At 63.3% G+C, this 24436-nt stretch carries 23 protein-coding genes; 17 read left to right on the top strand and 6 right to left on the bottom strand.

The genetic code is table 11. The features are described from left to right. Positions 1 to 20: 20 nt before the first annotated feature. The 5 genes from JYJ84_RS02775 to JYJ84_RS02755 all read left to right on the top strand — a co-directional run bounded on the left by JYJ84_RS02775 (position 21) and on the right by JYJ84_RS02755 (position 5025). Entirely contained in the window at positions 21 to 899 is an 879-nt protein-coding gene (locus JYJ84_RS02775; protein ID WP_374102083.1) for a transporter, read from the top strand. A 124-nt stretch (positions 900 to 1023) separates the two neighbouring features. Next, a complete protein-coding gene (locus JYJ84_RS02770) occupies positions 1024 to 1614 on the top strand; it encodes a hypothetical protein (RefSeq protein WP_174957425.1) in 591 nt (196 codons plus the stop codon). Positions 1615 to 2077: 463 nt separating this feature from the next. After that, positions 2078 to 3064: a zinc-binding dehydrogenase gene (locus JYJ84_RS02765; RefSeq protein WP_175220727.1), complete on the top strand. Its 987-nt coding sequence runs from the start codon at positions 2078 to 2080 to the stop codon at positions 3062 to 3064. Between the two features lie 87 nt (positions 3065 to 3151). Then, positions 3152 to 3916, top strand: coding sequence for an SDR family NAD(P)-dependent oxidoreductase (locus tag JYJ84_RS02760; RefSeq protein ID WP_175220725.1), 765 nt, complete (start codon positions 3152 to 3154; stop codon positions 3914 to 3916). 170 nt (positions 3917 to 4086) lie between these two features. Further along, on the top strand, positions 4087 to 5025 hold the full coding sequence (locus JYJ84_RS02755) for an alpha/beta hydrolase (protein ID WP_175220723.1): 939 nt from the start codon (positions 4087 to 4089) through the stop codon (positions 5023 to 5025). A 343-nt stretch (positions 5026 to 5368) separates the two neighbouring features. Here the strand turns inward: JYJ84_RS02755 and JYJ84_RS02750 are convergent, their stop codons facing one another. After that, on the bottom strand, positions 5369 to 7645 hold the full coding sequence (locus tag JYJ84_RS02750) for an FdhF/YdeP family oxidoreductase (protein WP_175220721.1): 2277 nt from the start codon (positions 7643 to 7645) through the stop codon (positions 5369 to 5371). Positions 7646 to 7771: 126 nt separating this feature from the next. Between JYJ84_RS02750 and JYJ84_RS02745 the strand changes: the two genes are divergently transcribed. The 6 genes from JYJ84_RS02745 to JYJ84_RS02720 all read left to right on the top strand — a co-directional run bounded on the left by JYJ84_RS02745 (position 7772) and on the right by JYJ84_RS02720 (position 13554). Further along, entirely contained in the window at positions 7772 to 8686 is a 915-nt protein-coding gene (locus JYJ84_RS02745) for a LysR family transcriptional regulator (protein ID WP_175220719.1), read from the top strand. A 398-nt stretch (positions 8687 to 9084) separates the two neighbouring features. After that, on the top strand, positions 9085 to 9810 hold the full coding sequence (locus tag JYJ84_RS02740) for a pirin family protein (RefSeq protein ID WP_175220718.1): 726 nt from the start codon (positions 9085 to 9087) through the stop codon (positions 9808 to 9810). A gap of 63 nt (positions 9811 to 9873) precedes the next feature. After that, complete coding sequence (locus JYJ84_RS02735) at positions 9874 to 10287, top strand: DoxX family protein (protein WP_175220715.1); 414 nt, start codon at positions 9874 to 9876, stop codon at positions 10285 to 10287. 32 nt (positions 10288 to 10319) lie between these two features. Beyond that, entirely contained in the window at positions 10320 to 11861 is a 1542-nt protein-coding gene (locus JYJ84_RS02730; protein WP_175220713.1) for a GMC family oxidoreductase, read from the top strand. A gap of 431 nt (positions 11862 to 12292) precedes the next feature. After that, positions 12293 to 12697 carry a hypothetical protein gene (locus JYJ84_RS02725; protein WP_226219789.1) on the top strand — a complete coding sequence of 135 codons (405 nt, stop codon included), beginning with the start codon at positions 12293 to 12295 and terminating at the stop codon, positions 12695 to 12697. Between the two features lie 239 nt (positions 12698 to 12936). Beyond that, a complete protein-coding gene (locus JYJ84_RS02720) occupies positions 12937 to 13554 on the top strand; it encodes a M17 family peptidase N-terminal domain-containing protein (protein WP_175220711.1) in 618 nt (205 codons plus the stop codon). Between the two features lie 384 nt (positions 13555 to 13938). On the opposite strand, the gene JYJ84_RS02715 is transcribed toward JYJ84_RS02720, so the two are convergent. Together JYJ84_RS02715 and JYJ84_RS02710 are read right to left on the bottom strand one after the other, a co-directional pair. Continuing rightward, positions 13939 to 14796 (bottom strand): PhzF family phenazine biosynthesis protein, encoded by an 858-nt coding sequence (locus JYJ84_RS02715; RefSeq protein ID WP_175220709.1) that lies wholly within the window; start codon positions 14794 to 14796, stop codon positions 13939 to 13941. 89 nt (positions 14797 to 14885) lie between these two features. Then, positions 14886 to 15704, bottom strand: a complete 819-nt coding sequence (locus tag JYJ84_RS02710) for a TrmB family transcriptional regulator (protein WP_174957458.1) — start codon at positions 15702 to 15704, stop codon at positions 14886 to 14888. 133 nt (positions 15705 to 15837) lie between these two features. On the opposite strand from JYJ84_RS02710, the gene JYJ84_RS02705 reads away from it, so the two are divergent. From JYJ84_RS02705 to JYJ84_RS02690, 4 genes are all read left to right on the top strand, one after another. Continuing rightward, positions 15838 to 16203, top strand: coding sequence for a RidA family protein (locus tag JYJ84_RS02705; RefSeq protein WP_122950484.1), 366 nt, complete (start codon positions 15838 to 15840; stop codon positions 16201 to 16203). Next, positions 16200 to 17405: an MFS transporter gene (locus JYJ84_RS02700; RefSeq protein ID WP_175220707.1), complete on the top strand. Its 1206-nt coding sequence runs from the start codon at positions 16200 to 16202 to the stop codon at positions 17403 to 17405. The genes JYJ84_RS02705 and JYJ84_RS02700 overlap by 4 nt, the downstream gene beginning before the upstream one ends. A 284-nt stretch (positions 17406 to 17689) precedes the next feature. Then, complete coding sequence (locus tag JYJ84_RS02695; protein ID WP_175220789.1) at positions 17690 to 18379, top strand: CoA pyrophosphatase; 690 nt, start codon at positions 17690 to 17692, stop codon at positions 18377 to 18379. 36 nt (positions 18380 to 18415) lie between these two features. Then, positions 18416 to 19807, top strand: coding sequence for an MFS transporter (locus JYJ84_RS02690; protein WP_175220705.1), 1392 nt, complete (start codon positions 18416 to 18418; stop codon positions 19805 to 19807). Between the two features lie 46 nt (positions 19808 to 19853). Here JYJ84_RS02690 and JYJ84_RS02685 read toward each other — a convergent pair whose 3' ends face one another. Then, positions 19854 to 20825 (bottom strand): AraC family transcriptional regulator, encoded by a 972-nt coding sequence (locus tag JYJ84_RS02685; protein WP_175220703.1) that lies wholly within the window; start codon positions 20823 to 20825, stop codon positions 19854 to 19856. A gap of 94 nt (positions 20826 to 20919) precedes the next feature. Here JYJ84_RS02685 and JYJ84_RS02680 point away from each other — a divergent pair, with 94 nt between their 5' ends. Continuing rightward, positions 20920 to 21750 (top strand): oxidoreductase, encoded by an 831-nt coding sequence (locus JYJ84_RS02680; protein ID WP_175220702.1) that lies wholly within the window; start codon positions 20920 to 20922, stop codon positions 21748 to 21750. A 61-nt stretch (positions 21751 to 21811) separates the two neighbouring features. On the opposite strand, the gene JYJ84_RS02675 is transcribed toward JYJ84_RS02680, so the two are convergent. Next, a complete protein-coding gene (locus JYJ84_RS02675; protein ID WP_175220700.1) occupies positions 21812 to 22369 on the bottom strand; it encodes a GNAT family N-acetyltransferase in 558 nt (185 codons plus the stop codon). A gap of 141 nt (positions 22370 to 22510) precedes the next feature. Here JYJ84_RS02675 and JYJ84_RS02670 point away from each other — a divergent pair, with 141 nt between their 5' ends. Beyond that, complete coding sequence (locus JYJ84_RS02670) at positions 22511 to 23347, top strand: alpha/beta fold hydrolase (protein ID WP_122950490.1); 837 nt, start codon at positions 22511 to 22513, stop codon at positions 23345 to 23347. Positions 23348 to 23469: 122 nt separating this feature from the next. On the opposite strand, the gene JYJ84_RS02665 is transcribed toward JYJ84_RS02670, so the two are convergent. Further along, positions 23470 to 24390, bottom strand: a complete 921-nt coding sequence (locus tag JYJ84_RS02665; RefSeq protein WP_175220699.1) for a LysR substrate-binding domain-containing protein — start codon at positions 24388 to 24390, stop codon at positions 23470 to 23472. Positions 24391 to 24436: the final 46 nt, after the last annotated feature.

Raw genomic sequence — 24436 nt, 5'->3', positions numbered from 1 at the left:
GAAGATTGCTGCCTGCAACGATGGCGATTCTCGCGCTTATGAATACAAACGCGGACGCGACCGAGAACGGCCTGATCAGTTACCCCGTCGGAGTCAATACTGTGCTCGACGGCGTACTGCCTCCACCTGGCGCCACGCAATTCTATAACTACACGCTCTATTACGTTGCCAACAAGTTTGCCGGATCAAACGGAAAAAATCTGATTCCTGGATTTCATCTCGATGCGTTTGTCGATGCACCGAGAGTCGTCCATACATGGGGGACAACTTTCGGCCCGTTCAGTGTCTCCAGTGGCGTGATTGCCCCGGTATTCCATCTGCACCTGACCACGCCTGGAGGAACCGGCAATCGGACCGCGCTCGGCGACATCATTCTTGAACCCTGGCTGATCAACTACGCGAATCCGTCGCACACGTTCTTTGCATTTCTTGCCACTGATGTGGCGGTCCCCAGTGGAGCGTACTCCGTGAACCGCATGGCCAATACCGGATTGAACACGTATGCGCTCATGCCTTATATCAGCACGACGTGGTTTCCCACACCCGCGTGGGAAATCTCGACGACCACACTTGTTGAAATACAGTCGCCAAATTCTGCCACGCACTATCACTCGGGCGTGGTTGGAACCCTGGATTATCTTGTCGGCTATTCGTTGAACAACAAGGTTCAGTTCGGTTTGCAAGGATACTTTCTGAAGCAGGTCACCGACGACACCGTGAACGGCGTCCCGGCTCAGGACGGTGGTTTTCGCGGACAGGCGGTCGCCATAGGGCCGCAACTGCGGTACATGTGGTCACCGGCGGCTGGAATCGTGTTCAAGTACCAACATGAATTCGCCGTACGCAATCGTCCGCAGGGCGAGAAACTTTGGATGGAAGTGAGTTTTCCGCTCTCGTAGCGCGATGAACTGAATTTTGGGGGGGCGCCTCGCCGCACGGCAACAACGGCGTCATGCATTGCTGACGCGGCTCTGGTGCGGTTTCGACGCCGAATTTTCCCTGAAGATGGTCCTGGAGCAACTTATGAAGATCGTTGACACATTGCCGACATGTCCAGATGGACCCGTGGCACTGACGATTGGCAACTTTGATGGCGTTCATCTCGGTCATCAGGCAATGATAGACAGGTTGAAATGCATGGCGAAATCGAGAGACCTGCCTGCATGCGTGCTGACGTTCGAGCCACACCCTCGCGAGTATCTGTTTCCCGAGATCGCTCCGCGAAGACTCACAACGCTGAGCGAAAAGGCGGCCCTGCTGGAGCGATATGGCATCGACCGACTCTATGTTTGCCCTTTCGATAGCCACATGGCCAATTTGCCGGCTGAGCTGTTCGTATCACAGGTTCTCGTGGGCAATCTGGGCGTGCAGTGGCTTCTGGTCGGCGAGGACTTTCGCTTCGGTGCGAAGAGACAGGGAGATCTTGTGATGCTGAGCGAGGCCGGTCGTGCGTTGGGCTTTGAAATTGAAACCCAGCGCGATGTAAGGGCGCTGGGCGATCGCATTTCTAGCACTGCAGTGCGAACGGCCCGGGCGCAGGGGGATCTTGACCGGATGTGGTTGTTGCTTGGTCGGCCCGGTCTGCTTTCCGATGCCATTGCCTGCTCAACATGACATCTGTCGTCAGCTGTGAGCGCGATGAGTCCCGGGAACGCCAGGCATCGCCGCGACGGACAGGCTATCAGCCTGGGCGACGAGTGCGGAATCTCAATTTCGTCTGGAATCGTTCCCCTCTCGAATATGAGAGGGCGGTTGTCAGTTTTGTCGGTTCCCCACCAAGATACGAGCGTGCATAGTGGTAACGCCGTCAGGATCGGCTATGAGCAGGGGGCGCACCACGCGGCTGGGTTGTCGAGATCAATGGCAGTGGCCAGGCGATACAACCGTAGTCGCTCGCTCGGTGGTCAGCAGCATTCAACTTTATAGCTGCGCCGTCGTCGCTGTTCCGCCAGAGCTGGCGGCTTGATCGAAAGGGCAAGACGGTAGGGGCTCTGCGGCGGCGGAGGTGTTTCATCAACCCATCTGACCGGCATATCTGCACGATCGGTTAGGAATACTTGATTACGAAGGAAGCGCCTTGAAAGCTTATGTGATCGACCGTATCGGCGGCCCGGAAGTCCTGCAACTCCGCGATATCCCGTCCGTTCCGCCGAACGCGGATGAAGTTCGTATTCGGGTCCGTGCGTTTGGCCTCAATCGTGTCGAGACCTATTTACGTGCCGGCAAGATGGGGACTGTCGACGGCATGCGCGTACCGGGCGTCGAGGCAGTCGGGGAAATCCTCGAGGATCCTTCCGGTATGTTCCGGAGTGGCCAGCGCGTCGCAACCGTAATGGGCGGCTTGCAGTTCAGTCGCCGGGGCACCTATGCCGAAGAAGTGACGGTGTTGCGTACCAACGTGATCGATCTCGACGGTACTGCACTGTCATGGGAAGCGCTCGCGGCACTGCCGCTTGCCTATTTGACGATCTGGGGCGCGCTGAGTTGCAGCCTGGAAATCGAGTCGGGACAGACGATTCTCGTGCGCGGTGCCACCTCGACAATCGGGCTGGCGGCTGTTACCTACGCCAAAGCACGAGATCTGCACGTGATCGCGACGACACGCTCGAAAAATCGCGTCGAACAGCTTCACATCGCCGGCGCAGACGATGTGATCATCGATAGCGGAACCATTTCCAGCGACGTGCTTCGACTCCATCCCAAGGGGATTGATGCCGCGCTCGAAGTGGTCGGTGCGTCAACGCTGCGCGACACAGCAAGGACGTTGAGACCCTTCGGCGCTGTCACCGTGATCGGGATGCTGGGTGGTCCGCCCATCCTTGAAAAATTTGATCTGATGGCCGATCTGCCCCCGGCTGTTCGGCTTGCCTTCTTCCCGGCGCAGTTGCTCGGCTCGACTGCGCTCCCGCTGACACATTCGCCACTGCGCTCGATTGTCAATGACGTCGCCGTGGCTCGCTGGCCGTCGCATCTTCAACATACGTTCGCTTTCGATGAAGTACGCGAAGCACACGAGTGGATCGACAGCAATCGCGCACACGGGAAGCTGGTGGTGCGAATCTGAGCCGGGCGCGAACATTCCGAAAGCAGGGTGTCACCCTCCGCTAGTCTTGATAGGCAGCGCGTGCTGCATTAACGCAGGAGATGAAAAATGGGTAACGAACAGTTCGACTATTCCGGCAAGACAGTCCTGATCACGGGAGCTGCATCGGGTATCGGTCGGGCCACGGCGCTGGCGTTTGCCGAACGCGGCGCTCGGCTGGTGATCGGTGATGTGGGGCAAGGTGCCAACGAAACCGTGGAGCAAATCCGCGCATCGGGTGGCGAGGCAATCTTCGTGAAGACGGACGTCAGCAACGCTGAAGCGGTGCGAGTGCTGGTGGCAACGGCGGTGGAGACTTACGGGAAGATCGACGCCGCATTCAACAATGCGGGGATTTTGCCGCGAACGGCACCTTTCGCCGAAATGACGGAAGAAGATTTTGACCGGGTGATCGCCGTCGATCTCAAGGGCGTGTTCCTGTGCGTCAAGCACGAGATCGAAGCGATGCTCAAAACGGGCGGCGGTGCGATCGTGAACACGGCTTCGGTCGCGGGGGTGATCGCAGATCCCGGGATGGCGCCGTATGCGGCAGCGAAACACGGGGTGATCGGCTTGACGAAGGCCGCGGCCCTCGACTACGCAACCCAGGGAATCCGTGTGAATGCGTTGGCGCCGGGTCTGATCCGTACGCCGATGACGGACCGCTGGCTGAGCGATCCGGCAATGACGCAGACCCTGATGGCGAGCAGCCCGATGGGGCGTGCAGCGGAGCCCGAGGAAATGGCTGGCGTGGTGCTGTTCCTGTGTTCTTCCGCGGCGTCGTTCGTCACGGGTGCGGTTTGGCTTGCCGACGGTGGTATGACGGCACATTGAGGCACGGCATACGCGCGATTGCGCGAGAGAAAGGAATGCTTGATATGAAGAATTCCATATCTTGCAGGAAGGCGGTTGTAGGTGAAACGTTTTATTTTCAAGTTCCGGCAAGCGCATCAGTCGAACGTGAACGCGACGGCCGGGCTCCCATCTGAGCACAGGATTGGTATATGAGCAATTCAGGTCATCTCATTGCGAAGGATCAGGTAAGCGCCGTCACTGAATCGTCCACTGTTTTGAAGTTGAAGACGAAGGATGATATTGAAGCGACGCGAGCCGCCGTGCGCATGTTCAGCTCGAAAGTGGACGACACTTTTTTCGGGAAGAGAGTCCAGGTAAACGAAGATGTGAGCGTCCTCGTATACGGTCCTTCGCAAAGCGCAGAAAACGAACTGTTGCCTGCCATTTTCTATATCCATGGCGGTGGGTATGTAGCAGGGGCCGCTGATCTGTACGACAACGAGCACCACGAGGCGGCCGCAAAGCTGCACTGCGTCGTCGTCGCGGTGGATTACCGGCTGGCTCCTGAAAACCCGTACCCGACGCCGCTGAACGACTGTGTTTCCGGCATCACGTGGGCTCACGACAACGCGGAGCAGCTTGGCATCGACCGGGAGAGAATAACGGTGATGGGGGAAAGCGCAGGGGGCGGTCTCACTGCTTCGCTGTGCCACTATCTGAGGGACAAGACAAAGATCACCCCCAGGAACCAGGTCATGCTGTTTCCGATGCTGGACTACAAGACGTCTGCCAATCCCGCCGAGGTCAAAAACAAATATGCCGGCGAGTATGTGTGGACCCACGATGTGAACGACTTCGGATGGAAATATCTTCTTGGCGGAAACAAGGTGGAGGATATCGAGATTCAATACTACTCGCCGTCGTACGCGCCGAGTCTCGAGAATCTGCCTCGCACGTACATTGCAGTCGGCAGCCTCGATCTGTTGCTTGATGAAAGTCTCGAGTACGCCAGGAAGCTCAGCTGCGCCGGCGTACCGATTTCGTTGGAGGTGGTGGCCGGGGCCGTTCATGGATTCAACTTCATTCCCAGCGAAACAGCGAGGAAATTCAACGCGCGACTGAGCGAGTACCTGATGTCTGTTTTGTAGTGCCGCGGGTGGCAAGCGAACCGGTGTTGGAAATCGTTTGCCATCCTGTGGTGGGTGATGGATGAGACGTAGCGCGAGGTCCGCACTTGAATCAATTTGTTTTGGCAGCGTTTTGCCGACATGAAGTGCGGGGAGTTCGGGCCCGACGGGCTTTCCCGGATCGAATTGACGCGTGGCGATCCATCCGCTCAAGACATTGGATGGAGATGTGCGCTCGGGCAAATATTCGGCGAGAAAGTTGAACCGGATGACCGGGCGGATTCCGTCCGGCTGGTGATGCGCGGCGGCACGGAGAGCCGCGGCCGGCCGCGCTTCGTGCCGTGTCGGCCGGCGCGTGACCGGTTCAGATCGTTTGCGACCGGACCACGCGAACCGGGACCGACTTGTATGACGGCGTGCCGCTTTCCTTGTCGATGTAGTCGAGCGGGACGAGTACGTTCGCTTCCGGGTAATACGCGCCGACGGATCCCGCGGCGATGTCGTAGGCGATCGCCGTGATCTTCTCGAGCCGCATCGGCCGGCCGCCGGGTGCGGCGGTCTCGATGTCGACCAGATCGCCGTGTTCGAGCCCGCACGCGGCCAGATCGCCCTCGTTCATGAACAATACGTCGCGTCGGCCGAACACGCCGCGATAGCGGTCGTCGAGCCCGTAGATCGTGGTGTTGTACTGGTCGTGGCTGCGCAGCGTCACGAGGCGCAGGATGTCGTCGCCGTGAACGGGGGCATCTTCCTCGACGCCGCTGAACACCGAGAACATCGCCTTGCCGGTCGACGTCGGCCATTGGCGTTCGGTCGGCGGCAGCGGCAGCCGGAATCCGCCCGGCGCCCTGATCCGTTCGTTGAAATTCTCGAAACCCGGTATGGTTCGTTCGATCAATGTGCGGATCTCGTCGTAGTCGGCGATCAGGTCCAGCCAGGCGACCTTGCTCGCGGGCAGCGTTGCGTGCGCAATGCCGGCGACGATTGCGGGCTCGGAGCGCAAATGGTCGGACGCCGGCGTGAGCTTGCCCGACGACGCATGGACCATCGACATCGAATCCTCGACGGTGATCGACTGCCGGCCGGTTGCCTGCATGTCGAGCTCGGTGCGGCCGAGCACCGGCAGGATGAACGTTTCCTTCGCGACCAGCAGGTGCGAGCGGTTCAGCTTGGTGGCGAGATGCACGCTCAGGTCGAGCTTCGCCATCGCCGGGAACGACTGTTCCGAATCGGGCAGCGCGACCGCGAAGTTGCCGCCGAGGCAGATCAGCGCCTTGGCGGTGCCATCGATCATCGCCTGCATGCCCTTGACGGCATCGTGGCCGTGCGCACGCGGCGGCTTGAAGCCGAATACGTCTTCGATCTTCTTCAGGAATTCGGCCGACGGCTTTTCGGTGATGCCCACCGTCCGGTTTCCCTGCACGTTCGAGTGACCGCGCAGCGGGCAGATGCCTGCGCCGGGCTTGCCGATGTTGCCGCGCAACAGCAGCAGGTCGGCAATCAGGCGAACGTTCGCCGTGCCCGTGTTGTGCTGGGTGATGCCCATCCCGTAGGTGACGATCGTTGCATTCGCCTTTGCATAGGCGTTCGCCACTTGCTCGAGTGCGGCGCGCGCGAGCCCGCTTTCCCGCTCGATTGCGTCCCAGCCGGTCGCGACGAGATCGGCGGCGAACGTGTCGAAGCCTTCGGTGTGCTCGGCGATGAACGTATGGTCCAGCACGTTGCGTTGTGCGGCGTCCAGGGCCAGCAGCGCCTTCATGATGCCCTTGAGCGCGGCCGCGTCGCCGCCGGCCTTGACCTGAAAGTAGGTCGACGCAATGCGCGTCGACCCGTAGGTGGCCATCTCGACGGGATTCTGAGGGTCGGCGAAGCGTTCGAGCGCACGCTCGCGAAGCGGGTTGAACACGATGATCGGCACGTTGCGGCGCGCGGCTTCGTGCAACGTACCCATCATGCGTGGATGGTTGGTTCCCGGGTTGTGGCCGATCGAGATGATCAGGTCGCACACGTCGAAATCTTCCAGCGATACCGTTCCCTTGCCGATGCCGATCGACTGCGGCAGGCCGACACTCGTCGGCTCGTGACACATGTTCGAACAGTCGGGAAAGTTGTTCGTCCCGTATTCGCGTGCGAATAGCTGGAACAGATACGCGGCCTCGTTCGATGCGCGGCCCGACGTATAGAACTCGACCTGCTCGGGCGGCAGCGCGCGCAGCACTTCGCCGATGCGCGCGAATGCGTCGTCCCATTCGATCGCGCGGAACGTGTCGGTTGCGCGATCGTAGACGAGCGGATGCGTGAGCCGGCCCATGTTCTCCAGCGCGTAGTCCGACATGCGCAGCAGCGACGACACGGTGTTCGCCGCGAAGAACTCGGGCGTCACGCGCTTGGTCGTCGCTTCCCACGTGACGGCCTTCGCGCCGTTCTCGCAGAACTGGAACGTCGACTTGTGTTCCTTGTCGGGCCATGCGCAGCCGGGGCAGTCGAAGCCGTCGGGCTGGTTGGTCCGCATCAGCACGATCGGCGCCTTGAGCGATTCCATCTGCGTGCGGACTGCTTCCGCGGTTGCACGGAGGGCGCCCCAGCCGCCGGCCGGGCCATCGTATGCCCGGATACCCGGTACGTCGCGTCGTGCAGTCATGTGAACTCCGTTGTTGTTCAGGTCAGCTTGAATGTCGGCCGGTTTTGGCTGGTCACTGTGCCTGTTCGAATCGCGATGTGGAATCGACAAATCTGATAACCTCCCTCTCAAATTCGAAAGGCTGATATGGATCTGAATGCTGTCGAGATGTTCGTGATCGTCGTGCAGGCGGGCAGCCTGTCGGCGGCGGCCGTACGCACGGGTATCCCGCTGCCGACACTGAGTCGCCGGATCCGCGCCCTCGAAAGCGAACTGGCCGTGCAATTGCTCGAGCGTTCAGTGCGTGGCACGCGCTTGACGGATGCCGGCGTGCGGCTCTACGAACACGCCAGTCGCGGCATCGAAGCGCTGGCCGAGGCGCGGGAGTCGGTGGTGGGCGCGCAGCATGAACTGAAAGGATTCCTGCGTTTGTCGTTGCCGCCGACGTTCGAAGTGTGGTGGGATCTGCTCGGCGAGTTTCAGGCGCGTTATCCGGGTATTCGCCTGTTCGTGCATACCACTGAGCGCCGTGTCGACCTGATTCTCGACGGCATCGATGTGGCGTTGCGGGTCGGGGCGATCGAGCAGGAGTCGATGGTGGCGCGCAAGATCGCAATCTATCGGCATCGGCTCGTCGCGAGCCCCGCGCTGCTCGAGCGTTACGGCCGACCGGAGACGCCGGACGATCTGCATCGTTTGCCGTGTGCAACCTGGGGGCGCGGGGCGTACGCGCCGCCTGTCTGGCATCTCGGCGACACGAAATTCCATCCGCGCCCGGTGCTGTCGACGAACGATTACTCGCATCTGCGCAACCGCGCGCTCGTCGGAGATGTCGTGACCGAACTCCCGCCGTTTCTTGTCACGGACGAGTTGCGTAAAGGCCGGCTGGTCTCGATTCTGGACGACTATCCGTTTCCTGCCGTCGAGCTGAACCTGCTGTTTCCGTCACACCGACATCCGTCATCGATCGTCAGGGCGTATCTCGACTTTTGCCAGGCGTACTGGGACGCGAAGTTGAGTGATGTCGTGAGCGGGGCAACGCCTCCGGATTCGCACGCTTGATCCGGTGATCCCGGGCATCGCCCCGGCCCCGTCCCGCTGCTTGCTTCGTGGCGATCTGATCGCGATTCGGTACGACGCGACGGACCGTGGCGTTGATCCCGAACGGGATGCGCAATGCGGAATAGGATCGATTCCAGTTCTTCTGTTTCCGTTGCCGTGACCGCGCAGGGTGTTACATCAAATGAATGCTCGGGTGCATATCGCGACCCGGCGCAAGACATCGGGCACGCGGGTTCACTCTTCCTGCGCTCGGTCGATGGCTTCTCGAGCGAATCCCGAATCCAGATCCCTGCCTGCTTCTTGAATTTGAGAGGCCGGTTTTCAGATTTGTTGCTTCCGCCGCATGAGCCGAACCGGCATAGTGATCGAGCCATCCCGTCCACGCAAGGAGGAACACGATGCTCGAGGTTAGACATGCAGATCAGCGCGGACGAGCAGAGCACGGCTGGCTCAGCTCGCGTCACACGTTTTCATTCGCGAGCTATTACGATCCGAAGCAAAGCGGCTTTTCAGATCTGCTGGTGATCAACGACGACCGGATCATGCCGGCGCAAGGATTCGGCAAGCACCCGCACCGCGACATGGAGATATTCACGTACGTGCTGGAGGGCTCGCTGGAACACAAGGACACGATGGGCACCGGGTCGGTGATCGTACCCGGTGACATTCAGGTGATGAGCGCCGGCACCGGCGTCGCCCATAGCGAATACAACCCTTCGAAGCGTGAGCCCGTGCACCTCCTGCAGGTGTGGATCGCAACGGCCGCGAACGGCACGCCGCCACGCTATCAGCAACGTCACTTCGGCGAGGAGCAGAAGCGTGGCGTGTTGCGACTGGTGTTGTCACCCGACGGCGCGAACGAATCGCTGACGCTGCAACAGGACGCTCGCGTTTATGCCGGACTGTTCGACGGCGACGAAAGCGCCGAGCTCGAACTTGCCGGCAACCGTTACGCGTATGTGCACGTGGCGCGCGGTGCGATTGCCGTGAACGGCGTCGAACTTGGCGAAGGTGACGGCGCACGGGTCCGTGGTGAACGGACACTGAGCTTTACGCGAGGTCGCGGTGCGGAAGTGCTGGTGTTCGATTTGCGCGGCATTGAAACGCCGGTGTTGTGGTCTTGACAGGCACTTCCAAGTGCGCGTCTGGCGCCATGTGCGGCGACACTTAATTCATCGAGAAAAATCGTGCGTGACACACTGTTTGAAAACCGCAAGGACGAGTTGATTCTCGTCGCTCGCATTCTGTTGATGGTGCTCTTCGTGCTGTTCGGCTGGTCGAAGCTGACCGGCTTTTCCGGAACCGTTGCATTCATGGCATCGAGTGGCGTGCCTGCCCCCGAGTTGTCGACGATCATCGCCGTGGTAATGGAGCTCGTTGTCGGCATCGCGCTGGTGGTTGGGTTCCATACGCGCCTGCTGGCCTTGTTGCTCGCGCTCTACACATTCGGGACGGCGATTGTCGGTCATCACTACTGGAACATGACCGGCGCCATGCAGTACGACAACATGATCCATTTCTACAAGAACATCAGCATCATTGGCGGGCTGATGCTGCTGTGCGTGACGGGTGCGGGAAGGTACTCCGTCGACGGGCGTTGAACCACACGTGGTATTAGTCAGGAGTGTTATGGATGCGTGACGAAAAACAATTCGACTTTATCGTTGCCGGCGGTGGGGCCGCGGGCTGCGTCATGGCCGCACGGCTCAGTGAAGATCCGTCGATATCGGTGCTGCTTCTCGAAGCCGGCGCCGTTTTTCACCCGAAGGAAGCGCCTGCCGCTGTCAGCCAGGCGTTCACGGTCGGCGGGACCGCGGAGATCCTTCGGGACGACAGCGCATCGCATGTCGAGGGGCAACCGGTCGAGATTCGCGCGCGTGTCCTCGGCGGCGGGTCGTCGATCAACGCCGGCGTCTTCGTGCGTGCCCTGCCCACGGATTTCCAGCACTGGGTCGACCGAGGTCTCGAGAACTGGTCCTATGACGACGTCCTGCCTTATTTCAGGAAGATCGAATCCGACGACCAGGGCGACGCGTCGCTCCATGGACGCGATGGCCCGGTTCCGGTACGACGGTGGGATGCGAAGGAACTGAGCCCGTCGCATGCGGCATTCATCGAAGCCGCGAAGACCCAGGGCTTTCCGGAAGTGGACGACTTCAACGGTAAAGCGCACTTCGGTGTCGGCCGCTATCCGATGAACATTACCGGGGAGGGGATCCGGTTCGGCGCGGCACTCGCGTATCTGACCGACGCGGTGTGGAAGCGTCCGAATCTCACCGTTCGTGGCGGTGTCCTGATCGACGTCGTTACGTTCTCGGGGCAAGTTGCAACGGGGGTAAGGCTTGCCGACGGGGAAGAGATAGCAGCCAGGAACGTTGTCCTGACGGCCGGGACGATCGGGTCGGCCGCCGTGCTGTTGCGTTCGGGAATCGGCCCGATTGACGAGCTGGGCGCGCTTGGCATCGACACGGTCGCCGATTTGCCGGTCGGGAAAAACTACATGCAACAGCCGGCCAGTGGTGTGGTTTTCGCCACGACGGCAAAGAAAATGGGCGCTACCGTGCCGCCGATCTCCGCGCTCCTGTTCGCCCGAAGCGGGGCGCGAACCGAAGGCGCTCCCGACCTGCACATCATCCCGAGTCACATCACGATGCTGGAGGCGATGTCGTCGGACGACGGCGGCATGGTTTTCTCCATGAGCCTCGCGGTCGCGACGCCCGAGGACGATTCCCGCGGGCGGCTCACACTGGTCTCGCGTGACCCCAGGACGCCTCCCCGGATCGAGACAGGTATTCTGGGGAACAGCAAGGACCTCGAAAAACTCGCGGATGCGGTGGAAACGGCACGACGCATCGCGTCGACGGAGCCCTTCTCGCAGTACCTGGATGCCGAGATTTCTCCGGGGCCCAACGTGAAAACCCGTGACGACATCAGGGCATTTCTCCGCGAACACGTGCAGACGTACTTACACATGACGTCATCGGCTCCGATGGGGGGTGCGGACGATCCTCGGGCAGTGGTCGACGACAGTGGTCGGGTCAAGGGTGTCAGCGGCCTGTATGTCGGGGATGCTTCCATCATGCCGCGCGTGCCTTCGGTCGCGACCAATCCGACAGTACTGGCGGTCGCCGAGATCGTGGCCGATCGCATCAAGACCTCGCATGCGGCGCGCTGATCAGCGCTGCGGCAAGACATGAGTCCTTGTCCGTCGCCTCGAGACACGGAGCGTCGGGCAGTGCGAGCGCCCGACGCGACATGTCATGTGGCGTCGTGAACGCGGGCGGGGCCAGGGGCGCGGCGCCTGAAGTCGGCGGCGATGCCCCGCGTCTCGCGCCGGCGATTGACACTTCGAAGTCGTAGGCGCAACGTCATGAACTGCACGACGCCTTGGGCCGTGAAAGGCGATAGTCGGAGTGATACCGTCATCTGCGCGTTCCGTTCCGTACCCGGGACGCGAGCGGCGTGTGATCTCAATAGCCGACAGGCAACCGATGCCATCTGTCGAGACAATCTTCTATGATGACGTGTCGCAATGTGACTGGCGGCCTGCGAAACACGGTGCACGGGCCGCCACCGAATGGAACACGGCTGAACAGGTGAACCGATATGAATACTGGAACACATTCCCACGGAGCAGAACATTGCACCCGCATCCGGACCGCGCTTCTCAATTTGCACCGGACACTGGTCGAACTTGAGCGTCGCGAGTATGAGAAGACCCATGGGCACCAATCGGCCGGCGATTTTCTGCAGGTGATGGCCTTCGACGATTCGATGAAGTGGCTGGAGCCGCTCAGCCGACTGATCGTCATGCTGGACGAAGCGCTGGATCAAGAGGGTGAACTGGAGCTGACGCCGACGGTAGTCGTGGCAAGAGCACGGGAATTGCTCAAGCTGGACCGTGCGTCCACGGACGCATTTGCGACGCGTTATCTGTATCACTTCGACAACTCGGCCGATCTCGCGGTCGACCACACCGCGTTGTTGAAGCTCATCGGCAACGTTGTGTAGGCCACGCGCGAAACGCGTGGTCGACGTGCCTCGAGCGGCCTCTACGCGTCACGCTGACAGGACGTGTAGCCGCTGCGATTTCGCATGAACAGGAAGCCATCGAGGGCAATCCCGATCGGCAAAAGCCGTTGATCCGGATTGCACACGCATGACTGGTCCGTTGCACGCGGGTGGCTTTTGCATTGATCGTCAGGATCGAAGACGGGCCCGCCGCGTCCTGACCTCACGGGAGAGACGATATGGTTCTACGGCAGATCATCGGCAGTTGGCGTGATGTGTCCTTCGAGGTTGCCGCATGGGATGGCGTCGGTGCGCAGGTTGATCTTTCCTGTGGTTGCATGTTCGCCCGCGAGGCGGCAGGTGGGGGGCCGGCGGGCGGACTACGCCACCTCGACCTCGTGCTGTCGGGGGCGCTCACCGGGTTGCGGCGCGAAGGTCACTTTCTGGCAGCGCCGATGGAAACACTGTTGATCAGCCGCCCGCCCGCGGGCATCGAAGCGGGCCGCGTGCTGTTGATCGGGCTCGGTGATCCCGCAAGCTGGACCATTGATGTCACCGCGGATGCCGCCGCCACGGCTGCCCGAACGGCGATGCAGCAGGGTTTGCAAAGTGTGGCCTTCGCACCGAGCATACTCGACGGCGGGTTGACGAGCGCGGCTACCGACGGGATGCCGCACGCGATGGTGACGGCCGTGCTGGCCACGATAGACACGCAATACCGGATCGCGGAACTGGGGCTCGCTGCGCTACCGTCACTGCGCCATTGGGTCTTCGATGTCGGCGCGTCCCGCTTTGACGGAGCTGTCGAACAATTCGGAAACGCACTGGCGACCGCACAGTCCCGGCGCTCGACGTAGAGGAAGATCGATTCGGTTTGCGTGAAATGCGGCGTCCTCAGCCGGCGCGTCGGGGCGTTCACCTCCACCAGCAGCATGCAGCCAGCACCCGTTCCTCTAACCACCGATGATCGCTGCCGTCGATCTGAATGGATTCGCCGACGCGCACGCTGCAGCGCAGCAGCTTTTGACCTCGGACGCCAACTGCAAAGCGAAACTCGCTCGGCGTCACCGCTGTCATTCCGCTTCGTGGCCGGTGGCGGATCGCGCACTAGTGACGGCCATGTATGCCATCGCCCGGACGCGAACCCTGTCCCCGGAAGATTGCTGACGAACCTGCCGTCGCAGCGTGGGCCGCGAACCGCCCGATACCGCAGACGGCAACGACCTGTCCGTCGGGCGCGTCTATAGGCTGACGACGCCGCGTCCCAGTTCGATCACGCGCCCACCGACACCGATTTCTCCGCTCGCACTGACCGACAACCGCAGCAGGCATGGCCGGCCGACGGCTTCGCCCTGCTCGACCTGATACGCGGCAGGCAGGTCGCGGTTCATCGCAAGCAGCCACCCGCCCAGATTCGCGCAGGCCGACCCGGTGCCCGGATCTTCCGACACGCTGCCTTGCTTCACGAAGAAGTAGCGCGACACCACCGTCCCCGGACGCTCGGGATCGAACGCGAACACATACGCGGTCTTGCGGCCGAGGCTGCTGGTCGGCCAGATGTCGAGGCACGCGCTGTCGGGTTGCGCGCGGCGCACGGCGGCGGGGTCCTTGAGTGCGACCAGCAACTGGTCGGCACCGGTGTCGACCCAGATCGGCGGTGTGAGCAGATCGGCTTCCGTGAGCCCCAGCAAAGCCGCGATCCGGGCGTCGGGCAACTCGCATGCTGCTGTCTTCGGCATGCCGGAATGCGGCGCGGTAAACGTCCACACGTCGTCGTGCGCGTTGACGTCGACCACGCCGGCCTTGAATTCGAGCGCGAGATCGTTGCCCGCGCCCAGCAGGTCGCGCACGACGTGCGCGGTGCCGAGCGTCGGATGGCCCGCAAAGGCCATCTCGTAGCCCGGCGTGAAGATGCGTACCCGCGCATGCGCGCGTTCCGACGGCAGCACGAAGGTCGTTTCGGACAGGTTGAACTGCACGGCGAGTGCCCGCATGGTCGCATCGTCCATGCCGCGCGCATCCTCGAATACGCAAAGCGGGTTGCCGCCGAACGTCGATTCGGCGAATACATTCAGCAGGCGGAAGGCGTAGGAAGGCATTTGACGCTCGTGTGAGTGGGTTGATTACCGTACCTGGGTTGTGGGGGCACGCTGCTCGATGCGCTGGCAGCCGCGCGGAGTCGCATGGGTCAGCTCGGCTTGTCGAGCGGCGCAAGCATCGCCTGCATGTCGGGATGCTTCAGGATTTTCCTGTACTCCGCCGGACTCATTGCGTCGATCAACACGCGCCCGCTCACGTCCGCCTTGATGTACTCGACCGCGAGCAGCGCAATGACCGGATTGGTGGTCAAGGTGGCGTGATCGGGTGAATGATCGCCGAATTCCGCCACGACTGCCTCGGTGTTGTCCGCCACGGCGACGGCGAGCCGGCGACCGGACAGCCTGAGCCTTGCGCTGGCGCCGCATTTGGCCATGTCGTAGTGGCGCGGCCCGTTGAGCGTGCGATTGCCGTAAATCGCCACGTGCGTGTCGACGCCCCGTGCCGCGGCAGCCTCGAGCAGCGGCCCGAGATCGTCGATCTCTTCGTCCCAGACGCCCGCGAAGATCTGCGTTTTCGCATTGACGATGACGCGCGCGAATGCGCTGGCGATTGCTTCCCGACCGCTCAACGACCAGACGAGCCCCGGCTCCTGTTGAACCGGCAGCCGGTCGAGCGCGCCCGCGGCCAGTTCGAGATCCGCATTGAAGCGTGTGCGCAAGTCCTCGAGCAACGACCGGTGGGGCACGGCCGCATAGCGTACGGGTTCCGACCGGTTGACGAGCACCGCACCGCGCGTTTCCAGGCGGCCGAGGGTTTCGTAGATTTTCGATGGCGGCATGCCGGCGCGCCGGCCGACTTCCGCACCCGTCAGCGCGGCCTGACCGACGAGGGCAGCATAGGCCTGCGCCTCGTACTGGGTGAATCCAAGCCGGATCAACGACGTGATCAGCTCCGTGTTCTCGCTCATGCGTATCGGCTCCTGCTCCCACGACGACCTGCGTGGGGCTTCTTGATTAACTACCGGAGTAGTATACAATCGCTCGAACTTACTACCCAAGTAGTAGGTGATGCATCCAAACCTGACTGGAGGGATCTTCAAGATGCGTAAACGGATCAGCACCGGCTCCCCGTGGGAGCCCAAGGTCGGCTACTCGCGCGCGGTGGTCGTCGACAACACCATCTACATTTCGGGGACGGCCGGCAAAGGCGTGGACGTGTACGCGCAGACACGCGATGCGCTGGCGACGATCGACCGTGTGCTGGCGGACGCCGGGTTCTCGTTGTCGGACGTTGTCCAGAGCCGCCTGGTGGTGGCGGACTTCGACAACTGGGAAGCCGCGGCGCGCGCGCATGGGGAGATCTACGGCGATATCCGGCCGGCGTTTTCGCTGGTGCATGCGCTGCCGTTCGTCGACCCGGAGATCCTGGTCGAAGTCGAGGCGATCGCGGTCAGGACCGCGGCATGACCGTCGCCGGCAACCGCGTGCCGCTGTCCCGCACCGCGACGGTGGTGCTTGCACTGGCGGCCGGCGTGGCGATTGCCAACGGCTACGCGTTGCAGCCGTCGCTGTCGGCGATCGCGAGCGAGTTCGGCGTGGCCGCGTCGCGCATGGCGGCCCTCGCGTCCGTGACGATGCTCGGCTATCTGGTCGGCCTTGTATTGCTGGTGCCGCTGGTTGACCGGTTCAGCCCGCGCGCCCTCATCTCGGCGCAGATGGGCGCGCTCGCGTTGTTGCTGGTGTGCGCGTCGTGGTCGCCCGGGCCGTTCGCGCTCGACGCCGGCTTCTTTCTGGTGGGCGCGGCAACTACGGTAGCGGCGCAGTGCAGTGCAGTTTCCGGAAAACATGCGGATCCGCAACGGCGCGGCGTGGCGATCGGGGCCGTGTCGGCGGGCATTTCCGCCGGGATCCTGCTGAGCCGTTTCGTGGGCGGCGTGCTGTCGCAATGGTTCGGATGGCGCGGCGCATTGCTCGCGCTGGCCGGATGCGTTGCGCTGGCCGCCATCGGCGGTGCCATGCTGTTGCCCGGCGGCCGGCCGGAAGGGCTGCCCGGCCGTGCGAACGCGATCGGTGCCATTGCGCGGTTGCTGCGCGACAGCGCTCAGTTGAGACGCCGCACCTGCGCCGGCATGCTCTGGTTCTTCGCGTTCAACCTGGTCTGGGTGGGGCTCGCGCTTCGCCTGGCCGAGCCACCGTATAGCCTGGGTGCCGCGGCGATCGGTGCGTACAGTCTCGCGGGCGTGCTGGGGCTTGGCGTGACGCGCGTGGCCGGAAAACTTGCCGATCGATTCGGCGATCGCGCGGTCATCCGGGGAGGGCTCTGCGTGGCGGCCGTGTCGACCCTGCTGCTTGCCGTTGCGCTCGGGCGTCCCGGATGGCTGGGCGTCGGGCTGGCCATGTTCGATGCCGGTTGCTTTGCCGCACAGGTCGCGAACCAGACGCGGGTCGTCGCGATTCAGCCGGCCCAGGCCGGAGCATTGAGCGCCGCGTACCTGACGCTCTACTACGCGGCCGGTGCCGGCGGTGCCGTGGCGGCAGGGCTGCTCAACGCGCGGGTCGGGTGGGGCGCGATGATGATCGTGGCGGCTGCGGCAATCGCGGCAGCCGGGTTGATCGGTACCGCATCGGCGAGCGTCGATGCGCGGAGCGAGCCGACCTCCGCCGCTTGAGCGCAGGCGCGACGTGCGTGCGCGCGGTCGATCCGAATTTCATTTTTCGTGCATGATCGGGTTGCTCCGTCGATTGACGGCGATCGGGCTTTGGCATTCAACCATCCGCAACGCTGGCGGATATTTTTACGCTGAAGCAGACAGTCGCGCTTCCGTGCGTGGCATTTGCGATCGCATGCGAACACGGGCTCATCGGATTGACCACAACGACGCCGTGCCCATGCAACACGTGTCGGGTTCAGTGTCGCTTGACGCGTGCCGGTTGCCGCACGCAGGAGGAAGACATGGAACCAGACAGAAGCGTGGTGAATACCGGCGGCGGGTTGGCCGGCGCGCATGCAGGAACCGGCTCGCCGCAGGCCGCCCTGGACGCGATCGTTCGTGGCGTGGAAAGCTACGGCATTTCTGCCGGCATGGACTGGCCGACCGCGAAGCAATCCCTCGCCGACAACGACAGACAGTGGAAATTCTCGGCGGTGCTGGTCGCGATCGTCGCGCGGCGCGAGCCGACGATCCTGCTGACCAAGCGCTCATCGGATCTCAGCGAATACTCGTCGCATGTGAGTTTTCCGGGTGGACGCCCGGCGGAATCCGACCGCGATATCGGTGCGACCGCATTGCGCGAGGCGTTCGAGGAGATCCGCCTGGCGCCGGGCGCGGTTCGCGTGGTCGGCAGCTTGCCGATCCATAAAACCAGAAAACGCAATCATGCGATCTTTCCCGTGATCGGCATCGTGCTGGAAACGGCGCAATGGGAGGCGGCGCCCGCGGAAGTCGCGGAGATCTTCGAGTTTCCGTTCTCCGTGCTGCTGAATTCGGATCTGCTACGGCAATACACGGACGGCGAACGCGCGGGCGCATGGTACTGGGCGGAGCAGACGCAGGACATCTGGGGCGTGACTGCGCTCATCCTGAAGTCGCTCGTGGGCCTGGTGCGCGATGCCGCACGCGGCGAGCAGGCACGTCGCGACTAGTTCATGAATCGGGCCTCCGTCCGGCAAGGGTGACGCATGGAGATGGCAGAAACGTTCGGCGACGAAGGGTTCGACATCCCTCGCCGCTATTTTGCAGCGGTCGCGATTCTGGTCGGCGTATTCATGTCCGCGCTGGACAGCGCGATCGTCAATATCGCGCTGCCGACGATCTCGACCGACCTGCACGTGAGTGCGGCGGCGGTCATCTGGGTCGCGAACGGGTATCAGGTGGCGAGCGCGGCGACGATGCTGACGTGCGCGTCGCTCGGCTCGAGAATCGGCGAGCGACGCTTTTACACGATCGGGCTGGTGTTGTTTACGCTCTCGTCCCTCGGCTGCGGGCTGGCGCCCACCTTCGGTGCGCTGGTGGCGATGCGGATCCTGCAGGGCATCAGCTACGCCATCCTGATCAGCGTCGGCTACGGTCTCTACCGGGTGATCTTTCCGCCCGGTTCGCTGGGGACGATCTTCGGCATCAATGCGCTGGTATTTGCGGTCGGGACGGCCGTCGGCCCGGCATTGGGCGGCCTGATCGTCTCCTGGGCATCGTGGCCCTGGCTGTTCTACATCAACCTGCCGTTCGGGATCGCCGCCATCGCGTTCTCGTTCGTCGCGCTGGGGAAAGACGCGTATCGGGAGCGCGGCTTCGACGTGCCGGGCGCGGTGACTTCCGCCGCGGCATTCGGCCTGTTTGCGCTGGCCATCGACCAGATCGGGCAGTGGAGCAATCGAACCGTGCTGGTGCTTGCCGCGGCGGCGGTGGCGTTGATGCTGGCCTTCTGCATCGGGCAGACTCGGGCACGGCATCCGCTGTTGCCGCTGGATATTTTCAGGTCGCGCCGGTACACGTTCGCAGTGCTGACGTCGGTGACGATGTTCGTGTCGCAGGGCATGGCATTGGTGGCGTTGCCGTTCGTGCTGCAGCATACGTATGCGTACAGCGTGTTGAAATCGGCGCTGGTCTTTACACCCTGGCCGATTGCGGTCGCGCTGTGCGCGCCGTTTGCCGGGCGACTGGCGAATCGCGTCAATGCGACGCTGCTGTCGAGTGTCGGTGTGCTGATGTTCTGTCTCGGGATCGGTTCGCTGACCCTGTTGCCCGCGCAACCAACGGTCGGGGATGTCTTGTGGCGTGTCGCGCTATGCGGCATGGGGTACGGCTTCTTCCTGCCGCCGAACAACAAGGAGATGTTTGCGAACGCGGCGAAGAACCGGACAGCCACCGCGTCCGGCGTGCTGTCGACTGCGAGAACGACCGGCCAGTCGATCGGCGCCGCACTGGTCGCCGTGGTGATTGCACTCGTCGGCGGCGCGGGCGGAGGAGGGGGCGAGCGGCAATTTCCGGTCTATGTGTTCGCGTTGGCCTGCGCGATCGCCGCGCTGTCGTTTTTCGCGAGCATCGCGCGCATCTACCGTCAGCGGGGCTAGGTGCGGTTGACCGAAATCGACACACGGGCCCGTCGCGGTGTCCGCATCAATGCGACGACACGAACACCGCATCCTCGAACGCGGCCGGAATGGCGAAGCTTTCGCGCATCCGCTGCGTTTCCTTCGCCGGCGTCAGGCCGAACAGGCGCTTGAATTCGCGGCTGAACTGCGACGGGCTCGCATAGCCGACCGCGTAGCCGGCCGCCTCCGCCGTCAGGTCCTCGCGCACCATCAGCAACCGGGCCTGATGCAGCCGTGTCGATTTCAGGTACTGCATCGGCGATACCTGCGTGATCGCCTTGAAGTGGCTGTGGAAGCTCGGCACGCTCATGCCGGCTTCGTCGGCCAGTTGCGGCACGTCGAGCGGCTGCGCGTAATCGGCGTGGATCACGCGCAGTGACCGGCCGATCCGGCCGAACTGTCCGCGCATCGCCAGCGCGCCGCGCATCGCGCTGCCCTGCGCGCCGGTGAGCACGCGGAAATACAGCTCGCGCAGCAGCGCCGGGCCCAGCACCGCGGCGTCGAGCGGCCGGTGCATCGCCTCGACGAATCGCAGCACCGACGCGTGCATCGTGCCGTCCATCGGCGTCGACATCATGCTCAGGGGCGCCTGCACGGGCTCCGCGAGGCCCGCGCGGTCGATCTGTGCCGCGAGTTCGGCGGCCATCGTGAAATCGAGGTGCAGGTACAGCGCGAGCAGCGGCCGCTCGGGCGTGGCGTCGGTTTCCATGCTGAACGGCACGGGCACGGACACCGCCAGGTAGTGGTGTTCGTCGTACACGTAGCGCTCGCCGCCGAAGTAGCCGCGTTTGCAGCCCTGGCACACGATCACGATGCCGGGGTCGTACAGCACCGGCGTGCGCGACAGCGCGCGGTTCGAACGCAGGATGCGCACGCTCGGCAGGGCCGTCAGGTTGTAGCCTTCGTCGGGCGCCAGCGCGCGCAGCAGTGTCACCAGGCGCTTCCGGTCGCGCGGCGGCAGCGACGGAGATCGGGGGGCGGTGGGCTCGGTGCTCATAGTTTTGTGCAAGAAAATTAGCGGAATCGGGCTTATTCTACGTAGTTCGTCAGACTAGTATGCATGCTTCAATCAACATTCGGGAGAAGCGCAAATGGCATCCGGCAAGCTCATGCTCATTACTGGCGTCAGCAGCGGCTTCGGCCGCGCGCTCGCGCAGGAGGCGCTCACGGCCGGTCACACGGTGGTCGGCACCGTGAGAAGCGCGCAGGCGGCGCGGGATTTCGAAGCGCTGTCCGCGCAGGCGTTCGCGCGAGTGCTCGACGTGACCGACTTCGATCGCATCGACGGCGTCGTGGCTGAAATCGAGGCGAACGTCGGGCCCGTCGACGTGCTGGTGAACAACGCCGGCTACGGGCACGAGGGGATCATGGAAGAAGCGCCGCTCGCGGAAATGCGCCGGCAGTTCGACGTGAACGTATTCGGCGCGGTCGCGATGATGAAGGCGGTCGTGCCTTACATGCGCGAACGGCGGCGCGGCCACATCCTGAACATCACGTCGATGGGCGGCCACATCACGATGCCGGGAATCGCCTACTACTGCGGCAGCAAGTTCGCGCTGGAAGGCATTTCCGAATCTGTCGGCAAGGAGCTGGAGCCGTTCGGCATCGCGGTGACGGCCGTGGCGCCGGGGTCGTTCCGCACCGACTGGGCGGGCCGCTCGATGTTGCGCACGCCGCGCTCGATCGCGGATTACGACGCGATCTTCGACCCGATCCGCCAGGCGCGCGAGGAGAAGAGCGGCAAGCAGCCGGGCGATCCCGCGAAGGCCGCACGGGCGATGCTCGCGGCGATCGCGTCGGACCATCCGCCCGCGCATCTGCTGCTCGGCAGCGATGCGCTGCGGCTCGTGCGTGGAAAACTGGCTGCGCTGGATGCGGAAATCCAGGCGTGGGAGACCGTGACGGTGTCGACGGACGGTTGACGCGGGCGCGACTGGCGCGGGAGCGCCGTGTCGGGCCGCCACGGCGCTCCCGCGTGGATCTTCAACTGCCGACGCGCGCCGCGTCGTCGCGGTTGGCAGAGCCCGCGTCTCGCGATATCACGTAAGTGACCGACCGGTACTTGGGCGTTTCGCCACGCTGCGCGACCGTGCCGCCCAGCGATTCCGCAATGCGGCGGCTGGGTTCGTTTGCTTCGGCAACCGGATAGGTAAAGTGTCGAATGCCGAGCGTCGCGCATGCCCATTCGACGACGAGACCGACCGCTTCACGGCCCGTGCCTTCGCGATGGCGATCCTCGCGAATCCAGACGCCGAGCTCCGCACTGGCATTCGTGACGTGATGAAGGCCGACCAGCCCCAGGAACGTTCCGCCGTCGCGTTGGCGGACGGTGAAGACGAAGTCGCTGCCGTCCGCGATCGAAGGCAGCCACGCGCGCCAGATGCGTTCGAAGCTGGCCCGGTCGGGCGGCGGCTCCCAGGCCATGAAACGCGTCAGGGTCGGCGTGATGCATGGATACGTCGCATCGGCGTCGCCGGCAGAAAACGGCTTGATCGACAGTCGGTCCGATTCGATGTGAATCGGGTCAGCGCGCAGCGCCATCGTTGGTCCTTCGAGGGTTCGTCCAGGTTGAGCGGACGGGCGACGATCGCCCGCATTGCGGCATCGACGTTTAATAATACTGTCCGATAATGGCTTCCGGCCAGAGCGCCGAGTTCATCCACCTTACAGGAGTCCATCGCGATGCCAACCGTTACAACGAAGGATCACGTCGAGATTTTCTACAAGGACTGGGGCCCGAAGGACGCACAGCCCATCATGTTCCACCATGGCTGGCCGTTGTCCGGCGACGACTGGGACGCGCAGATGCTCTTCTTCGTCCAGAAGGGCTATCGCGTGGTGGCGCACGACCGGCGCGGCCACGGCCGGTCGGCGCAGGTGTCGGACGGCCATGACATGGATCATTACGCGGCAGATGCGTTCGCGGTCGTCGAAGCGCTCGACCTGCGCAATGCGGTGCACATCGGTCACTCGACCGGTGGCGGCGAAGTGGCCCGCTACGTCGCGAAGCATGGCGAGCCGGCTGGCCGCGTCGCGAAGGCGGTGCTGGTCAGCGCGGTGCCGCCGCTGATGCTGAAAACCGAGTCGAACCCCGAAGGCCTGCCGATCGAGGTGTTCGACGGCTTCCGGAAGGCGCTTGCCGACAATCGCGCGCAATTCTTCCTCGATGTGCCGAGCGGCCCGTTCTACGGGTTCAACCGCGAAGGTGCAACCGTGCATCAGGGCGTGATCCGCAACTGGTGGCGACAGGGGATGGAAGGCAGCGCCAAGGCGCATTACGAAGGCATCAAGGCGTTTTCGGAAACGGACCAGACCGACGACCTGAAGTCGATCTCCGTCCCGACGCTCGTGCTCCATGGCGAAGACGACCAGATCGTGCCGATCGCGGATGCCGCGCTTAAGTCGATCAAGCTGCTGAAGAACGGCACGCTGAAGACCTACCCGGGCTACTCGCACGGGATGCTGACGGTCAACGCGGACGTGCTCAACGCCGACCTGCTGGCTTTCGTGCAGGCGTAATGCTGTCGGCGGGTGTCGGCGCAGGCCCGCTTAGGCGGGCTGCGTTGTCATTGCGGGCCGGCGGCGCGAGGGTGCGCCCGTAGCGCCGTCGGTAACGCGGCCGGATCACCGGCCGCAGCGGTTCAACCCGGACCGTTGAAGCGGATGCCCGGAAACGTCAGACGCGGCATCCGGCTTTCCAGGAACGCGAGCAGGGCGCGCACCTGCGCGGCCTTGGCGGAGTCTTCCGGCCACACGAGGTAGTACGCGTCGCCGGTATTGACGGCCGTCTTGAACGGCAGCACCAACTGCTTCTCGTCGATGGCCGTCGCGCACAGCGCGAGATCGCCAATCGAGAGGCCGTGGCCGGCGATGGCCGCCGCGATCCCCTGTTCGAGCATGTCGAACACCTGCCCGCGCGTGATGTCCACCTCGAGATCATGGCCGCTGCCCTTGAGCCAGCGGCGCCAGTCGCGCCGGTCGGGCGACGGGTGGATCAGCTCGCACGCCGCCGGATTCGTGCGTGCGACCGTCGCGGTCGCACGCGAGCACACCGGAATCAGCCATTCGTCGAACAGCTTCACGCACTGCGTGGCCTCGCCGAACTTGCCGGTGCCGAGCAGGATCGCGCAATCGTAGGATTCGCTGAAAAAATCGACGGTATCGACATCCATCCACACGCTCGCGATCTGCACCTCGAACGCGGGGCGCGTGTCGCGAAACGCGGCCAGTGCATCGAGCAGCCAGCGCATCGTGAGGGTGGACGGTGCCTTGAGGCGCAGCACGTCGCGTTGCGACTGGAACAGCACGCAGGCTTCCTCGATCTGCCTGAAGCCGCGCCGCAGGCCCGACGCGAAGATGTGCGCTTCCGCCGTCACGGTCATCCTGGGGCCGCGCCGGACGAACAGCTTCCGGCCGAAGTAGGCCTCGAGCGTCCTGACGTGCTTGCTCACTGCGCTTTGCGTCAGGCTCAGTTCCTCGGCGGCCAGCGTAAACGAGCCGGTGCGCGCGGCGCATTCGAACGCGCGCAACGCGTAGACAGGGGGGAGCGGTTTGGCCTTCACGGGTTTTGAATATGAATAAAACTCATGTCATCCGACAGGATTTTCC

The organism is Burkholderia sp. LMG 13014, from assembly GCF_905232215.1.
Lineage (GTDB): Bacteria > Pseudomonadota > Gammaproteobacteria > Burkholderiales > Burkholderiaceae > Burkholderia.
The sequence above is the reverse complement of the archived record's forward strand: the minus strand, read 5'-3'. Positions and strand labels throughout refer to the sequence as shown.

Bases quoted from the DNA above. Each gene is read 5' to 3' on its own strand.
- JYJ84_RS02670 (WP_122950490.1), top strand. From the start codon at position 22,511: ATGCCAACCGTTACAACGAAGGATCACGTCGAGATTTTCTACAAGGAC.
- JYJ84_RS02685 (WP_175220703.1), bottom strand. From the start codon at position 20,825: ATGAGCACCGAGCCCACCGCCCCCCGATCTCCGTCGCTGCCGCCGCGC.
- JYJ84_RS02710 (WP_174957458.1), bottom strand. From the start codon at position 15,704: ATGAGCGAGAACACGGAGCTGATCACGTCGTTGATCCGGCTTGGATTC.
- JYJ84_RS02745 (WP_175220719.1), top strand. From the start codon at position 7,772: ATGGATCTGAATGCTGTCGAGATGTTCGTGATCGTCGTGCAGGCGGGC.
- JYJ84_RS02770 (WP_174957425.1), top strand. From the start codon at position 1,024: ATGAAGATCGTTGACACATTGCCGACATGTCCAGATGGACCCGTGGCA.
- JYJ84_RS02680 (WP_175220702.1), top strand. From the start codon at position 20,920: ATGGCATCCGGCAAGCTCATGCTCATTACTGGCGTCAGCAGCGGCTTC.
- JYJ84_RS02690 (WP_175220705.1), top strand. From the start codon at position 18,416: ATGGAGATGGCAGAAACGTTCGGCGACGAAGGGTTCGACATCCCTCGC.
- JYJ84_RS02705 (WP_122950484.1), top strand. From the start codon at position 15,838: ATGCGTAAACGGATCAGCACCGGCTCCCCGTGGGAGCCCAAGGTCGGC.
- JYJ84_RS02695 (WP_175220789.1), top strand. From the start codon at position 17,690: ATGGAACCAGACAGAAGCGTGGTGAATACCGGCGGCGGGTTGGCCGGC.
- JYJ84_RS02750 (WP_175220721.1), bottom strand. From the start codon at position 7,645: ATGACTGCACGACGCGACGTACCGGGTATCCGGGCATACGATGGCCCG.
- JYJ84_RS02775 (WP_374102083.1), top strand. From the start codon at position 21: ATGGCGATTCTCGCGCTTATGAATACAAACGCGGACGCGACCGAGAAC.
- JYJ84_RS02740 (WP_175220718.1), top strand. From the start codon at position 9,085: ATGCTCGAGGTTAGACATGCAGATCAGCGCGGACGAGCAGAGCACGGC.
- JYJ84_RS02760 (WP_175220725.1), top strand. From the start codon at position 3,152: ATGGGTAACGAACAGTTCGACTATTCCGGCAAGACAGTCCTGATCACG.
- JYJ84_RS02755 (WP_175220723.1), top strand. From the start codon at position 4,087: ATGAGCAATTCAGGTCATCTCATTGCGAAGGATCAGGTAAGCGCCGTC.
- JYJ84_RS02720 (WP_175220711.1), top strand. From the start codon at position 12,937: ATGGTTCTACGGCAGATCATCGGCAGTTGGCGTGATGTGTCCTTCGAG.
- JYJ84_RS02730 (WP_175220713.1), top strand. From the start codon at position 10,320: ATGCGTGACGAAAAACAATTCGACTTTATCGTTGCCGGCGGTGGGGCC.
- JYJ84_RS02715 (WP_175220709.1), bottom strand. From the start codon at position 14,796: ATGCCTTCCTACGCCTTCCGCCTGCTGAATGTATTCGCCGAATCGACG.
- JYJ84_RS02675 (WP_175220700.1), bottom strand. From the start codon at position 22,369: ATGGCGCTGCGCGCTGACCCGATTCACATCGAATCGGACCGACTGTCG.
- JYJ84_RS02725 (WP_226219789.1), top strand. From the start codon at position 12,293: ATGAATACTGGAACACATTCCCACGGAGCAGAACATTGCACCCGCATC.
- JYJ84_RS02700 (WP_175220707.1), top strand. From the start codon at position 16,200: ATGACCGTCGCCGGCAACCGCGTGCCGCTGTCCCGCACCGCGACGGTG.